Raw genomic sequence first — 15124 nt, forward strand, 5'->3', positions numbered from 1 at the left:
ATCAGACCTCCAGAATTTCGGATGCGCGCTGGATACCGGCGCGGATGCGTTGATAGGTGGCGCAGCGGCAGGCATTGCCGTACATGTATGCGTCGATCTCTTCAGCGCTGGGCTTGGGGTTTTCGGACAACAGGCCCACCGCCGACATCACCTGACCCGATTGGCAATAGCCGCATTGCACGACATCCACCTCGACCCAGGCCTGCTGGACGGCAGCTCCGATCTTGTCTGCGCCGACCGCCTCGATCGTGGTGATCTCGGCATCTTCGACGTCTTCGATATATGTCTGGCACGCGCGCACAGGCTCGCCATTCAGGTGCACGGTGCAAGCGCCGCACGCGGCAACACCGCAGCCGAATTTCGTTCCGGTCAGTTTCAGGTCGTCCCGTATCACCCACAGCAGGGGCGTGCCGGGTTCGGCGTCTACAGTATGTGTCTCGCCGTTCAGTTTCAGATTTATGGCCATGAGGGGGTCTCCATGTTGGCTTGCTACCCGAGTCGGTAAACTTGCGGGTTTACATGTGGCACAGAAGTGGGCGCATGTAAACTCTTGCGTTTACCTAGGGTTTGACCCGCCCCCGTCAATAGGTCTATAGCTCGGGCATGAACGAAATCAGCGCGCCCAATGCGTCCAAGTATGCGCAGATCATCGAAGCAGCCGTGGCCGAGTTCCAGGAAAAGGGATTTGCTGCGGCCAGTATGGATCGTATTTCACGCAAGGCTGAAGTGTCCAAGCGCACGCTGTACAAGTATTTTGAAAGCAAGGAAAACCTGTTTCGATCGATTGTGATCGAGCTGTCCAGCCGTTTTGCCGAAGTGCTGGAGATCAAGTATGAGAAAGGGCGCGATGTTCGCGCGCAGCTGACTGAATTGGCCTGGGCCGAAGGGCGAATTCTCATGCTGCCGGATGTGATGGCGATGTCCCGCATGGTCATCAGCGAAACTTTGCGCAACCCAGTGCTTGCAGCCGAGGCACAAGGCAAGCTCGACAAAACGGCCTCGTTCATCGCCATGCTTCGCGATGCGGCTGATGACGGGCAGTTGCAGATCGACAACCCCGATCAGGCAGGCCGCGAGTTTATTGGCCTGATCAAGGCGCGGGCCTTCTGGCCCTTGCTTTTCACAGGTACGGTTCTCAGTCGCGAAGAAATGACCGAGACCATCGACAGCTGTGTCGAGATGATAATGCGACGCTATGGTGTCGTGGATGCGTCGAAACCATCCTGAATTCGCGCAGCGACGGATTATCCAATGGTTCGGGTTCTTGCGACCGCCGCGTCCAGAGACGTGGTGATCAGTTCCGAAACGGACGATTGTTCCAGAGCTACCAAGCCTGCCGCCGTGGTGCCGGCATATGTGATCATCTCGTCCACGTAGCCAGCTGGCGTCATCTCGCCTTGTGACATGGTGTGGCCCGCTGCCAGAAAAAGCTGCCGAATGGACCGGTCTGCCAGCGTGTTTGGAATGCCTTGAGCCGTTGCAAAATCAACCATTGCTTTGGCAAAAAAGGCAACAAAACCGGGGACCGGGCCAGTAAGGGCCGTGAAGCATTCAATTTGCGCTTCGGTTTCGACCTCATCGCTCAGGCCGCAGGCTTGGAACAGGGCCAGCGTGGTCTGCCGGTCGCCCTCGGTAACACCTGCACTGGCGCACCATGGGGAATAGGCAAGCTTGTCCTGCGCTGCCGGGCTGCTCATGGCGCGGATCACGCGTCGGGACCCTGTAAGAGCCTGTAGCCGCTCCAGCGAGACGCCAGCCATCACCGAGACGATCAGCTTGTCCGGGGTCGTGATGCCGATTTGCTCGGCCGCTGCCGGGGGGACACACAGAACGACAACATCACATGTATCGGCAAGCTTTTGATTGTCTTGCGCTACATTCACGCCCGGATACTCCTTGGCAAGCGCGGATTGCCCGCTTCGGTTCGAGACCCAGAACCGTTCCGAAGGTATGATGTTTGCATCAAGAACCGCTTTGGAGATGGCCTGCCCAAGCATGCCAGTGCCACCGATAATTCCGATCTCAAGCTTTTCATCAGACATGGGTTTGTCCTTTCCAAGTCCTGGTCTTCCGCGTTGTGGCGCGTTCCGGACAAGCATGGTGCGTACTATGCTTCAACCGGTGCTCAGCATCAGGAATTCAGGTAATCGTGCCAAGCCCTTTGGGCTACATGCCATTGCGTGGTATCACGTGATCCCATTCTGTTTTGAAGAACAGCGCGTCTCCGTCCCAGCATTCCACACTGGCCTTGATCACAAAGTCCGTCGCCGTGGCCGTCTGCTGAGACCAAGTTTTGATATGGGTGTCCCAGTTGCCTCGGCGGAATCGGGTTTCCTGCGTCATTGTCGCAATTGCAGACAACGGATCATCCGGCAGAATGGAATAGGTCCGTTCTGAAACGTCGGAAATCTCGGTCCCGGTATCCAGAACTTTCTTCGCCGACGGCCCCATAACGCCGCCGTCGATAAAGACCCGCTCCGTATGACGTCCGGTGTCCGCATTTCTGGTTAACGTCCGTTCAGCGCCACCAGACCCGCGCATCGGCAGAACCGGAGCGTCAACCGGTGCCGGAACGGGCAAGTCACGCAGCGCAGAAGCGTCTTGTGTGACCGTGCGAACGGGAAGGGACAAAGTGGACGCCCCGGGAGTGATTGTAGCAGTCACGGGCGCAGGCGCCGGCCAGAGGACAGGCCAGTAGGCGGTTGCGATTTGTACCATGACCCGGTGCCCGACAGGAACGGAGTACCCGATTGCGTGCAACTGCACCCAGATGTCCATGTCCTGCCCGGGAACCACGGGTGCTGGATCTACATCACTTTCCCGATGCATCAGGTTGAAAAACCCGCGCGAAATCAAGGTCTGCGCGCCGTTCGGGGCTTCATCGATCAGCAGCGCAGCGATGAAGGCCTGAGGTTGATCAACGCTGACGCGCAATTTGATTTCGGGCTGGCCCAGAATACTGAGCGGTTCGCCCAACGGCTCAGATTGGAACGCCAACGCCCCAGCCGCATCGATGCGGCAATCCAGGGGCATGTCGCCGGGGATTGCAAAGGAACACATGTCCCCTCCGGCAGATCCGAAGGTTTGGGGCGAGGTGATCTGCAGCGGTGCGCCGGGCTCGGGCTGCTTGCCCAGCGCCCCGTTATTCAACCAAAGCGTTTGCGTCGCTACGTTCGGCGAAGGCCAACCCGGCTCTTCAACCCAGCTTCCGGGCCTCTGCAGATGCGTGCCCGCAGGCTGAACGCTGTCCAACATGTAAAACCGCAGCGCCGGTTCGTCAGTGATGCCCGTATCGATGCCCTTCAACCAATAGTCCCAAAAGCGCAGAACCTCGGCCACGAAATCCACCTGAGGGCCAGGTTTGCCCTCATGCGGGTAAAGATGTGCCCACGGGCCCATCAAGGCTTTGACCGGACCCTTCAAATGTTGAGCGATACGGAACGGTGTGTCACGGTAAAGGTCTGCCCATCCTCCGAAATAATAGACGGGTACGTTGATTGCGTCATAATCCTCGCAGATCGATCCGCGGCGCCACATCTCGTCATGGGTCTGGTGTTCCAGCCACATGGCGGGCCAGAACTCCATCGCCTCAAGCCGTTCGCGCCAGATGGTACGCCAATTGTCGTCTCCTACAATTTCCGGGTCTGGTGGGAATGCATTCAGCAACTGCATGATCGAGCCCCACCAGAAGTTGTCACCTGCCAAGACACCGCCATAGAAGTGGATGTCCTCGCGCCAGCGGTCGTCACAGCCCATCACCGGGGCGATGGCCTTCAAGGCAGGCGGACGTTTGGCCGCGACCTGGAACGAATTGTAGGCCCCCCAGCTTTTGCCAAACATGCCCACATTGCCATCGCACCAGGGTTGATCTGCCAGCCACGCGATGACATCGACCCCGTCCTTCGTTTCCTGATGCGAATACTCATCCTCGGCCAACCCACCGCTGTCACCATTGCCGCGTATGTCGACCCGGATCGAGGCATATCCGGCCTCGGCAAATCGCGGATGCATGGTTTCGTCGCGCAGACGGGTCCGGTCGCGGCGGCGGTACGGGATGTACTCCAACAGGCAAGGCACCGGGTTGTCCTGTGCATTTGGTGGCAGCCACAGGCGTGCGGCCAACCGCGTGCCGTCTGGCATCGGTATCCAGACAGTTTCGATCACTTCAACGCTGTTCACGCGTGGCCCCTTTCTTCGTGTTTGGCGTCGGGATATCCGAGAATCGCATGTCGCGGTCCGACGAACTGTTGCCATTCAACCAATGCCCGGAAACAGCTGCACGGCCGGCCTGTGGCTAAAGGGTATGAAACGCACATCCGGTTCTGCGCGCAAGCGATTAGAAATCTCACGCGGGAAAAAATGTGACTCAAGTTTACCAATCCGGTGTGATAGCCACACGCTGACATAAACCGGGGTTCCGTAGGTGACAGACAAGAACGCAACAAACTTGGACCGATCAGCCCGGCTGAGCGTGGCCCCCATGATGGATTGGACAGACCGTCATTGCCGGTTCCTGCACCGATTGCTGAGCGCACAGACGTTGTTGTACACCGAGATGGTTACGGCCCCCGCATTGGTGCGCGGTGGGGCATTGCATCTGCTGGACTACAGCCCTCAGGAGCATCCTGTCGCGTTGCAACTTGGTGGCTCGGACCCCGAGGAACTGGCGCATGCGGCGCGGCTTGGGGCTGACGCGGGGTATGATGAGATCAACCTGAACTGCGGGTGTCCTTCCGACCGGGTGCAATCCGGTACATTCGGAGCTGTGCTGATGAAGGACCCCGCGCGGGTGGCCGAGTGCATGGCGGCCATGCGCACAGCGGTCGAGGCCGAGGTTACCGTCAAATGCCGGATCGGAGTGGATGAACAAGACCCCAGGGACGTTCTGCCCGCCTTTCTGGATCAGATACAGGCGGCAGGCTGCCGTCGCGTGACAATCCATGCCCGCAAGGCGTGGCTGCAAGGGCTCAGCCCGAAGGAAAACCGGGATATTCCGCCGCTGGACTATGATCTGGTGCATCAGATGAAGGCCGTGTTCCCCGATCTTCATATCTCGATCAATGGCGGGATCACCTCGTTGACAGAGGCACGCGCGCATTTGGATGCCGGGCTGGACGGGGTGATGATCGGTCGCGCTGCCTATCATCAGCCGACCGACGTTCTGGCCGAGGCTGACGCGCTGATCTATCAGGCCGGGCCTGCGCGAGACCCGATCGATGTGGCACGGGAAATGGTGCCGTATATCGAACAGCACCTTGTCAAGGGCGGGCGGTTGCATCAGATCACACGGCACATGCTTGGCCTGTTTGCCGGACGCCCGGGCGCGCGCGCGTGGCGTCGTGCGCTATCGGAAGGAGCGGTGCAGGATGGGGCAGGGCCCGAAGTGATGCTGAACGCGCTGGATCATCTGGCGCCTCTGGCGGAAGTTTGAACAAAAAATCCGGTTGTTGACCGGTTTGGGGGAACGATGCCCGAAACGATGTTGCTGGCCCAGATGCTGGGCCTTTTGCTTGTGATCGGTGCGCTTGCCGGCGTGTTGGCAGGATTGTTGGGCGTGGGCGGAGGCATCGTGCTGGTGCCCGCGTTTTTTTACGCGTTCCAAACGCTTGGATATGGCGGGCCGCAATTGATGCAGCTGTGTCTGGCCACGTCACTGGCGACCATCATCGTGACATCGGTCCGATCAGTGTTGGCCCATAACAAGAAGGGTGCCGTTGACTGGGGTATCCTGCGCGGTTGGGGGCCGGGCATCGTAGTGGGTGCGGTAGTTGGCGTTCTGGTTGCCTCGGCGCTGCGCACAGAAGCGCTGCAGGCCCTGTTCGGCGTCCTGGGGATGGTGATCGGTGCCTACCTTGGATTTGGCCGCGCTGATTGGCGGCTGGGGGATGCAATGCCCAAGGGGATCAAGCGCGCGGTTCTGTCTCCCTCGGTCGGATTTCTGTCGGTGCTGATGGGGATCGGAGGCGGCAGTTTCGGTGTGCCGTTGATGAGCCTGTACAACACCCCGATCCACCGTGCAGTCGCAACGGCGGCCGGGTTTGGCGTGATCATCGCCGTGCCTTCGGTTCTGGGTTTTCTGTTTCTGGACATCGCGCCGGAACACAGGCCACCCCTGACCATCGGAGCGGTGAACCTTGTGGCCTTTGGTATCGTTGTTGCGATGACGATGATCACTGCACCATGGGGGGTGAAACTGGCGCACGCAATGAACCCCAAACCGTTGAAGCGTGTTTTCGCGCTGTTCTTGACGCTCGTAGCGCTCAACATGTTGCGTAAGGCACTGGGATGGTAGAGGATTTTTGGGCAAAAGGTTGGGTCAAATTCCCCTATGACCCAGAGTTGGCATTGTGGATTGAGCACGCGCTGCCTGCTGCGCGTCACTCGGTCCAGGATCCCGAATTTGCCGAGTGGCTGGATTGCGAGGGCACTTGGTTTGTCGGCGTTGATGCATTGCCAAATGACTCAGAGGGCCGGGTCGGACCGTCAGAGCCATTGTCTGGCATGGCGATCGATTTCATTGCCAACCATCTGGGCGCATTGCCGCTGCATCGCGGACAGGTGTCGGTCACGTATCCGGGTTATCCCCGGCCTCGGAAAGGTGAAAGCGAGGCTGCCGGGCGGTATCGGCGCAACCGTGACGCGGCCCATGTGGATGGGCTGCGACCCACAGGGGCGGATCGGCGTCGCCGGGTCGATGAACCTCATGCCTGGATTCTGGGCATCCCGCTGACCGAGGCCAGTCCGGAAGCCGCGCCGATGGTGCTGTGGGAGAGGAGCCACATACCGTTGGGCGCCGCGTTCAAAACTGCGCTGAAAGGGTACGCGGACGATGCCATGCATCAAGTGGATATCACCGACACCTATCAGTCGGCCCGTCAGGCGGTATTTGAAACCTGCCAGCGTATCGAATTGCCCGCCAAACCCGGCGAGGCGTATGTGCTTCACCGCCATTGTCTGCACGGCGTAGCCCCTTGGACGCAAGAGGCGACCGCCGGGTCGGACGGGCGTATGATCGCCTATTTCCGCCCAGAGTGCGAATATGGCGTGCCGGAATGGATTGAGACCCGATAGGGTTGCACTGCGCCCGGTTCAGACCCTTCCGGGTGAATTGAACAATCGGTTGAAACTACGTAGCCAGAGTTTGTTTGTGCAGGATAAGCGCTTTTTTAAGACGCAAACCCAGTCCGGCTATGCGTGATCGGATTTCGTCAGAGCGTTGGAAATGACGTTGGGGAACTGGCAATCTCGTTTCTTGACTGTCTGATCAAAAAAGTTAGAACCGATGTTGTTTTCCTCGTCATTCCGGCTGAGAACACTTTAGCCAGACCGCGCCGCTGCGGGTCGCCACTCACTCACGAACCCTGCCTGGGACTTGCACTGTTCAAGGCCCGGATAGGATCCGCAGCGGGCACATTTTACTTTGGATATTGCGATGCCCTGGAAATTAGTTTTGCAAAGATTGTCGCACCTGCGGGACCAGGACCGACCCATCCCGCAGGACGCAGCAAAAACCCCTGGTGAAAAATACCCCAAAACCAGCCAATCCGAGTTTGTCAGCCTGTTCCAAGAGGAATTGCGCAATGAACGCCCGGATCAGCGGCGCTCAAACAGTGCAGGTTCTGACTGATACAGCTAGTCCTTGAGGCGCGCGGCACGTCCGCCGCGCCGTTTGGCAAGGCGCGGTTTGCGCGCTGGCAGCGCGTCCATGATCTCGGCCCGTTCGCTGCTGTCCATCCGCGACCATCGTGAGATTTCGTCCAAAGTGCGATAGCACCCGGTGCAGATCCGTTCGGTCGGGTGGACGACACAAATCTGGACACAGGGGCTTTCAACCTCGTCCCGCTTCCATACCATGTTTGTCATCTACCGGCTCCGACCCGTTACAGAAAGCGCAATCTGTCCAGCGCACCTTGCAAGATATAGCCCGCGGCCACGTGGTCGATAACCTGTCCGCGACGTTTTCGTGTCGTATCCGCCTCAAGCAGTGCTTTTTCTGCCGCAACCGTGCTGAGCCGTTCGTCCCAGAATCCGATGGGGCAACTGGTCAGGCGGGACATGTTGCGGGCAAAGGCGCGGGTCGATTGGCACCGTGGCCCTTCGGTGCCGTCCATGTTTCTGGGCAAGCCCAGAACAATGCCTCCGATCTCGCGGTCCTCGATCAATTCAAGCAGGCGTGCCGAATCGAGGGTGAATTTTTTGCGTCGCACCGTTTCCAGCGGGCTGGCAACACCGCGCATCCGGTCCGAGACGGCGACACCAATGGTCTTTTCCCCCAAATCCAGCCCCATCAGCGCGGTCATCGGGGACAGCGATGCGGCAAAATCTTCGAAGCCATCGTGGATCATTGCGCGATCCCGGCTTGCAGCGCGGCGGCGTCGATCATTTGCAGAGCAGCGGGGTTGTCCGCGAACACAATCACGGCCTCGTCTCGGATATCGATGGCGCGTTGTGCCTGACCCAAAACCCCAAGAGCTGCGATAAGCCGTGCCCACTCTTCTGGCGACCCGCCTTCGGTGGCCAGCCGGTCTGACAATCGGTCGACCATGCCCTGGATCATCTCTTGCCTTTCTTCAGGCGTCATTTCGGCGGCAGCGTCGACGTCGCCCTGGTTGGGACCGGGTTGGCCCACGGCGCTTGGATCCGGACCATTGAAAACACCGGCGCGAAAGGCCAGTTCGTCCAGTTGCGCGCGAATTGCATCACCCCACGGCGCGCCAGCGGGTGCGTCCTGCAGGGTCGCAACCCAAATCGGGTACGCGATGTCCGGGCGCCCGATCTGCGCCAGCATCTGACCCCAGTAATACCGCGCCGGACCATGCTTTGCGTCACGATCCAGAGCTTGGGTCAAAGCTTGTTCAGCTTCGGGTGAAACATAGCCACCCGCCGCAAGGATCATCATCTCGGCCAGATCGGCATAGGCATCTGCCGTGGCAGTCTCACCCGTAAGTTCAATGACCCGTTCTTGTGCCGTGTAGCCAGCTTTGAAATTGCCTGCATTGGTTTCGTGCTGGGCCAGCAACATGTGCCCCTGCAGATCGTCCGGTCGGGCTTTGACTGTGTTGCGGAGCTGTTGCAGCAGCGTCGCATAGCTTTCATCCAATTGCCGAGGCTGCGGCGGCGTGGCAAGGGCTTCGGCGGCGCTTTGAGGTGGGCGGTTCGCGCGCACGTCCTCGGCCAGGTCCAACCGCGCGCTGAGCGGCATGTCTGGCAGACCCACTGCACCTGTTCGATGATAAAGGGCCAGCGCACCGCCGATCATGACCACCATCAAACCAACAATTGCCACCACCGACACCAGAGGTGAGGGCCCTTTTGCGGTTGAGCCGGCTTGCAACTGAGCATCGGCTGCCAATATGCGGCGCGAGATTTCTGTACGCACCCGGTCCGCATCGGCCTCGCCTATCACGCCCCGCGCCAGATCCCGATCAACACCGGCAAGCTGCTCGCGATACACCCGCAGGTCATAGGCCGCAGCCGGCTCATGGCTGCGGCGACCGCGCAGGAGTGTGATACAGAGAAATGCGGCAACCAGCAGCGCGATCAGAAATGTCAAAACCCAGAACGTCATTGTCTCTCCGAAAGTGTTGCCCTGACTTAGACCTGCTGGTCCGCCGACAAAAGGGACAAATGGCCGCGAATAGGCGACATGTCGCAATAGTGCGATATTGCGGCGCTGCGCGGCAGGGTTAAACTACGGGCACACGGCATATCTGCGCACAATCACCGAACCGGATGGATTCGCTCATGAAACACTATTCAGCTTTTGCTGTTGCGCGCGAGGCTCTGCGCTATCACACCGGATGGGAACGCGCCTGGCGGTCTCCTGAACCCAAGAAACGCTATGATGTGGTTATCGTCGGTGCGGGGGGGCATGGTCTGGCGACAGCCTACTACCTCGGCAAGAACTACGGCATTCAGAACGTTGCCATTATTGAAAAAGGCTGGCTGGGCGGTGGCAACACGGGCCGGAACACGACCATCATCCGGTCGAACTATTTGCAGGATCCGTCGGCGGCGCTCTACGAAAAGGCCCGGGGCCTGTACGAAGATCTGAGCCAGGAGCTGAACTACAACATCATGTTCAGCCCGCGCGGCGTGATGATGCTGGCCCAGACCCAGCACGAGATTCGCGGCTATCAGCGCACCGCGCATGCCAACGCACTCCAAGGCGTAACGACCGAGTGGATCACCCCCGAGCGCGTCAAAGAGCTGGTGCCGATTATCAATATCGACGGTCCGCGCTACCCGGTTCTGGGTGCGCTCTGGCAGGAACGCGGCGGAACGGCCCGCCACGACGCCGTGGCATGGGGTTATGCCCGCGCGTGCTCGGCCATGGGAATGGACATCATCCAGCAGTGCGAGGTTCAGGGTGTCCGGTCCGAAAATGGCCGCGTTGTCGGCGTGGATACGACCAAGGGTGCCATCGACTGTGACAAGCTGGGCATCGTGGTTGCGGGCCATTCCGGTCAACTGGCCGAAATGGCGGGGTTCCGCTTGCCGCTGGAGGCAATCGCCCTGCAAGCGCTGGTGTCCGAGCCGATCAAACCCTGCATGGATGTGGTTGTGATGGCCAACACCGTACATGGATACATGTCTCAGTCCGACAAGGGCGAGATGGTGATCGGCGGCGGCACCGACGGGTTCAACAACTACACCCAGCGCGGCAGCTTCCACCACATCGAGGAAACCGTGCGCGCTTTGGTCGAGACCTTCCCGATGATCTCGCGCCTGAAGATGCTGCGGCAATGGGGCGGGATCGTGGACATGACCGGGGATCGCTCGCCCATCCTGTCAAAAACGCCTCTGGGCGGATGCTTCATCAACTGCGGCTGGGGCACGGGCGGCTTCAAGGCCATTCCGGGCTCGGGCTGGGGCATGGCACAGCTGATGGCCACGGGTCATTCACCGCTGACCGAAGCCTTTACACTCGAACGCTTCAAAGAGGGCCGCTTTATCGACGAAAGCGTGGCCGCCGGAGTGGCACACTAAGGGCGTTGCCCGAGGTTGCCAGCTAACAGAATTCAGGTTGGCCCCGCGCCGACCGATCGCCAAAAGGATGACAACATGCTGATCCTGAATTGCCCGTATTGCGGCGTCGATGCTGAAGAAACCGAGCTGACTGCCGGTGGGGAGGCGCATTTGAAACGCTACGGTCCGGGCTCGTCCGATAACGAGTTCCACGACTATCTGTTCATGCGCGAAAACCCCAAAGGCGTGCATTTCGAACGTTGGCGTCACAGCAATGGCTGCGGCAAGTGGTTCCATGCCGCGCGCTGCACCCAAACGCTCGAGGTTTTTGGCACCTATCCCGCCCAGACAACCGAGCCGCCGCAAGAGATCAAGGACGCCATCACCGCCAAGCGCCCTGATTGGTCGTGGAGAGAGTTCGCCGTATGAGTCACTTTTTCCACAATACTCCCGTCGGAGGTCCTGATGCCTCCATCTGCGAAAGGTCCGCAAGATGAGCACCCGTCTCGCAAAACATGGCCGCCTGATTGACCGGTCCAAACCGGTGAACTTCAGCTTCAACGGTACTACCATGCAAGGGTATCAGGGCGACACGCTTGCCTCTGCTTTGCTGGCAAACGATCAGATGATGATGGGCCGGTCGTTCAAGTACCACCGCCCGCGCGGCGTTGTCGCCAGCGGCGCGGAAGAGCCGAACGCCTTGGTCGGTCTTGGGCAGGGCAACCGGTTTGAGCCGAACCAGCGCGCCACCACAACCGAGCTGTTCAATGGTCTGACCTCGGTCTCGCAGAACCACTGGCCAAACCTTGAGTTTGACATTGGCGCGGTGAACACGGCATTGGCCCGGTTCTTGCCTGCTGGTTTCTACTACAAGACATTCATCCATCCCAAACCCTTCTGGAAACACGTCTACGAACCGTTCATCCGCCAATCCGCCGGTTTGGGCAAAGCGCCGGACAAGGACAGCCGCGACGCGGATACCTATGAGCATTTCTATGCCTTCACCGATGTGCTGGTGATCGGTGGTGGCGTGGCGGGTCTTCAGACGGCCAAATCGGCGGCGGCCTCCGGTGCCAAGGTCATGCTGATCGAGCAGACGGCGCATTGGGGTGGCCGCGCTCCGGTCGATGGTGGAACCGTGAATGGTGATCCTGTGGATAAGTTCGTGGAACAATTAGTTTCCGAACTCGAAACAATGGACAACGTTACCATGCGCACGCGCTGCATGGGCGCGGGGGTCTATGATCACGGCTATGTGCTGGGGTACGAGCGTTTGAACGACCACCAACCCGGCACTCAGGGTCCGCGCCATCGCCTGTGGCGCATCCGTGCCAAGCAGGTCGTCACCGCAACCGGCGCTATCGAGCGTCCTTTGTCCTTCGCAGGCAACGATGTGCCGGGTGTCATGCTGGCCTCAGCCATGCGGGACTATGTGGTCAACTGGGGGGTGACACCGGGTCAGCGTGTTGTCGTCGCGACCAACAATGATGATGCCTATCGCACTGCGATTGTCCTCAAACAGGCTGGAGTGGATGTTTTGCGCGTCATTGACGCGCGCGCAACTGCCGGTCCGCTGGCAGAAGAGGCGCGTCAATTGGGCATCCGGGTCGATCCCGGCAAGGCCATCGCCAAGGTCAAAGGCGGCAAGCGCGTCAAGAAAGTCGCCATCTGCAACCAAGAGGGGATCGGCGGCGCCCGTGAAGAGGTCGAGTGCGACGCGGTCGCCATGTCGGGCGGCTGGTCGCCGGTTGTGCACATGTGGTCCCATTGCGGTGGCAAGCTGATCTGGGACGACGCCAATGCGCATTTCCGCCCCGACCCTGAACGTCCTCCGCTGGGTGCGGACGGCGAGGGCTTCGTGATTGCCGCGGGTTCGTCAAACGGTCCGCTGGCTCTCGGCGACGTTCTGACCGACGCGGATGCCGCAGGCAAAACAGCGGCGAAGGCGGCGGGTTACAAAGCAAAACGCACCAAGGCTCCTACAGGCGAAACGACGACAGAGGCACCGATGGCAGCTGTCTGGCTGATGCCTGCCAACGCCGACATCCAGCTGCGCATGAAGTCGTGGTTGGACTTTCAGAACGACGTGAAGGTCTCTGACGTTCAGTTGGCTGCGCGCGAAGGATATGAAAGCGTCGAGCACACCAAGCGCTACACCACGTTGGGTATGGCGACGGATCAGGGTAAGTTGAGCAACATCAACGGCTTAGCGATCCTTGCTGATGCGTTGGATTCCGAAATTCCGAAGGTCGGCACCACCACGTTCCGCCCGCCTTACACGCCGATCTCGCTGGCGTCGATCGGTGGCGAAGCGCGTGGTGAGGTGTTCCAGCCGATCCGTCAGACGCCGATGCATGACTGGCACGACAAGAACGGCGCCGATTGGGAGCCGGTCGGCCATTGGCGCCGAACCTATGTCTATGTCCGCCCCGGGGAAACCGTGCATGACGCTGTGAACCGCGAGGTGAAGAACACCCGCGAAAACCTCGGCCTGCTGGATGCCTCGACACTGGGCAAGCTGATCGTAAAAGGCCCGGATGCGGGCAAATTTCTGGACATGATGTATACCAACATGATGTCCACGCTAAAGGTCGGCAAATGCCGCTATGGCCTGATGTGTTCCGAGAACGGCTTCCTGATCGACGACGGCGTTGTTGCCCGTATCGACGAGGATACTTGGCTCTGTCACACAACTACAGGTGGCGCCGAACGCATCCACGCACATATGGAAGAATGGCTGCAGACCGAGTGGTGGGACTGGAAAGTCTACGTCGCCAACGTGACCGAGCAATATGCACAGGTTGCTGTGGTTGGCCCCAACGCCCGCAAGGTGCTGGAAAAGCTTGGCGGCATGGATGTGTCGAAAGAGGCGTTGCCCTTCATGGAATGGCGCGATGGCAAGATCGGAGACTTCGATTGCCGGGCCTACCGCATTTCGTTCTCGGGTGAGCTGTCTTATGAGGTCGCCGTACCCGCCAGCCAGGGTCAGGCCTTCTGGGATGCTTTGATGGACGCAGGCAAAGAGTTCGGCGTGATGCCCTATGGTACCGAATGCCTGCACATCCTGCGGGCCGAAAAGGGCTTTATCATGATCGGTGACGAGACCGACGGTACAGTGATCCCGCAGGATCTGGGCCTGCATTGGGCGCTGTCCAAGAAGAAAGAGGATTATCTGGGTAAACGTGCCCATTCTCGGACCCACATGGCCGATCCCGAACGCTGGAAACTGGTGGGTCTTGAGACTGTGGATGGTTCTGTCATTCCAGATGGGGCTTATGCAGTTGGCGAGGGCGTCAACGCCAATGGTCAGCGCAACATGATCGGGCGCGTGACCTCGACCTATTATTCGGCCAACCTGGGCAAGGGCATCGCGATGGGTCTGATCAAGCACGGTCCAGACCGGATGGGCGAAATTGTCGAATTCCCGGGCACCGATGGCAAAACTTACAAGGCCAAGATCGTAGACCCGATCTTCTATGACAAGGACGGGGAGAAGCAGAATGTCTGAACCCATCAGCGCATTGAACCACGCCTCGTATGACGGCATAGCGAAAGTCGAGGAATGCGGTCTGCAAGGCATGATCACCCTGCGCGGTGATCTGTCCGACAAGGTGTTGGTCAAGGCCGTCAAGGACGCCACCGGCCAGAACGTACCGGGCCAGCGCGAGGCCTTTGTTGATGGCGAAACCGGCGTGTGCTGGATGTCCACAGACGAACTGCTGGTCTTGGTGCCTTATGCCGAAGTCGAAGACAAACTGGCCGCAATGACCAACGCACTCAGCGGGACACACGCTCTGGCGGTCAACGTGTCGGACGCGCGCGCCGTGTTCCGTGTTTCGGGGCCTAACGCGCGCGAGGTTCTGGGCAAAGTCTCGCCAGTCGATCTGTCCACCGACGTGTTCCAGCCCGGCCAGATCCGCCGATCGCGTCTGGCACAGGTGGCGGGTGCGTTCTGGATGGACGACGATCAGACTTTCCGCATCGTTTGTTTCCGGTCTGCTGCGGACTACGCGTTCAAACTGCTGAAAGTTGCCGCGCAGCCCGGCAGTGAGGTCGGGGTTTACTGAACCAGAACCCGCAAGCACCAAGAAAGCTCCGGTTTTTGCCGGAGCTTTTTTTGACGTTGAGCGTTCTGTTCGCGCCTGAGGGCACAGTT

The 15124-nt window shown here is 59.6% G+C and carries 15 protein-coding genes; 9 read left to right on the top strand and 6 right to left on the bottom strand.

Annotated elements, in window-relative coordinates; translation table 11 throughout:
• Nucleotide 1: 1 nt before the first annotated feature.
• Nucleotides 2-466: a (2Fe-2S)-binding protein gene (locus tag ACR0L4_RS11285; RefSeq protein ID WP_480512981.1), complete on the bottom strand. Its 465-nt coding sequence runs from the start codon at nt 464-466 to the stop codon at nt 2-4.
• Between the two features lie 137 nt (nt 467-603).
• Here ACR0L4_RS11285 and ACR0L4_RS11290 point away from each other — a divergent pair, with 137 nt between their 5' ends.
• Nucleotides 604-1227, top strand: a complete 624-nt coding sequence (locus tag ACR0L4_RS11290; protein ID WP_170751000.1) for a TetR/AcrR family transcriptional regulator C-terminal domain-containing protein — start codon at nt 604-606, stop codon at nt 1225-1227.
• Nucleotides 1228-1244: 17 nt separating this feature from the next.
• Here the strand turns inward: ACR0L4_RS11290 and ACR0L4_RS11295 are convergent, their stop codons facing one another.
• The gene (locus ACR0L4_RS11295) at nt 1245-2042 is read right to left on the bottom strand and encodes a pyrroline-5-carboxylate reductase family protein (protein ID WP_480512984.1); all 798 of its coding nucleotides are present in this window, start codon (nt 2040-2042) and stop codon (nt 1245-1247) included.
• A 124-nt stretch (nt 2043-2166) separates the two neighbouring features.
• Nucleotides 2167-4179 carry a CocE/NonD family hydrolase gene (locus tag ACR0L4_RS11300; RefSeq protein WP_480512986.1) on the bottom strand — a complete coding sequence of 671 codons (2013 nt, stop codon included), beginning with the start codon at nt 4177-4179 and terminating at the stop codon, nt 2167-2169.
• A 244-nt stretch (nt 4180-4423) separates the two neighbouring features.
• Here ACR0L4_RS11300 and dusA point away from each other — a divergent pair, with 244 nt between their 5' ends.
• The 4 genes from dusA (at nt 4424) to ACR0L4_RS11320 (ending at nt 7627) form a co-directional block, all read left to right on the top strand.
• A complete protein-coding gene (gene dusA, locus ACR0L4_RS11305) occupies nt 4424-5431 on the top strand; it encodes a tRNA dihydrouridine(20/20a) synthase DusA (protein ID WP_480512988.1) in 1008 nt (335 codons plus the stop codon).
• A gap of 36 nt (nt 5432-5467) precedes the next feature.
• Complete coding sequence (locus ACR0L4_RS11310) at nt 5468-6292, top strand: sulfite exporter TauE/SafE family protein (RefSeq protein ID WP_480512990.1); 825 nt, start codon at nt 5468-5470, stop codon at nt 6290-6292.
• On the top strand, nt 6286-7071 hold the full coding sequence (locus ACR0L4_RS11315; RefSeq protein ID WP_480512992.1) for a hypothetical protein: 786 nt from the start codon (nt 6286-6288) through the stop codon (nt 7069-7071). Before ACR0L4_RS11310 ends, ACR0L4_RS11315 begins: the two co-directional genes overlap by 7 nt.
• A 361-nt stretch (nt 7072-7432) precedes the next feature.
• Nucleotides 7433-7627, top strand: a complete 195-nt coding sequence (locus tag ACR0L4_RS11320; RefSeq protein WP_480512994.1) for a hypothetical protein — start codon at nt 7433-7435, stop codon at nt 7625-7627.
• Nucleotides 7628-7632: 5 nt separating this feature from the next.
• Here ACR0L4_RS11320 and ACR0L4_RS11325 read toward each other — a convergent pair whose 3' ends face one another.
• The 3 genes from ACR0L4_RS11325 to ccmI are packed head-to-tail and all read right to left on the bottom strand — an operon-like array spanning nt 7633 to nt 9568.
• A complete protein-coding gene (locus tag ACR0L4_RS11325) occupies nt 7633-7863 on the bottom strand; it encodes a DUF1289 domain-containing protein (protein ID WP_170750988.1) in 231 nt (76 codons plus the stop codon).
• Between the two features lie 17 nt (nt 7864-7880).
• Nucleotides 7881-8345: a Holliday junction resolvase RuvX gene (gene ruvX, locus ACR0L4_RS11330; protein WP_480512996.1), complete on the bottom strand. Its 465-nt coding sequence runs from the start codon at nt 8343-8345 to the stop codon at nt 7881-7883.
• Nucleotides 8342-9568, bottom strand: coding sequence for a c-type cytochrome biogenesis protein CcmI (gene ccmI / locus ACR0L4_RS11335; RefSeq protein WP_480512998.1), 1227 nt, complete (start codon nt 9566-9568; stop codon nt 8342-8344). Before ccmI ends, ruvX begins: the two co-directional genes overlap by 4 nt.
• Before the next feature lie 176 nt (nt 9569-9744).
• On the opposite strand from ccmI, the gene ACR0L4_RS11340 reads away from it, so the two are divergent.
• From ACR0L4_RS11340 to ACR0L4_RS11355, 4 genes are all read left to right on the top strand, one after another.
• Nucleotides 9745-10989: a sarcosine oxidase subunit beta family protein gene (locus tag ACR0L4_RS11340; protein ID WP_170750982.1), complete on the top strand. Its 1245-nt coding sequence runs from the start codon at nt 9745-9747 to the stop codon at nt 10987-10989.
• A 75-nt stretch (nt 10990-11064) separates the two neighbouring features.
• Nucleotides 11065-11397: a sarcosine oxidase subunit delta gene (locus tag ACR0L4_RS11345; protein WP_480513001.1), complete on the top strand. Its 333-nt coding sequence runs from the start codon at nt 11065-11067 to the stop codon at nt 11395-11397.
• 64 nt (nt 11398-11461) lie between these two features.
• Nucleotides 11462-14476, top strand: a complete 3015-nt coding sequence (locus ACR0L4_RS11350) for a sarcosine oxidase subunit alpha family protein (RefSeq protein ID WP_480513003.1) — start codon at nt 11462-11464, stop codon at nt 14474-14476.
• Nucleotides 14469-15035: a sarcosine oxidase subunit gamma gene (locus tag ACR0L4_RS11355; protein WP_480513005.1), complete on the top strand. Its 567-nt coding sequence runs from the start codon at nt 14469-14471 to the stop codon at nt 15033-15035. The genes ACR0L4_RS11350 and ACR0L4_RS11355 overlap by 8 nt, the downstream gene beginning before the upstream one ends.
• The last annotated feature ends 89 nt before the right edge of the window (nt 15036-15124 follow it).

It is taken from the genome of Ruegeria sp. AB5 (assembly GCF_056542645.1).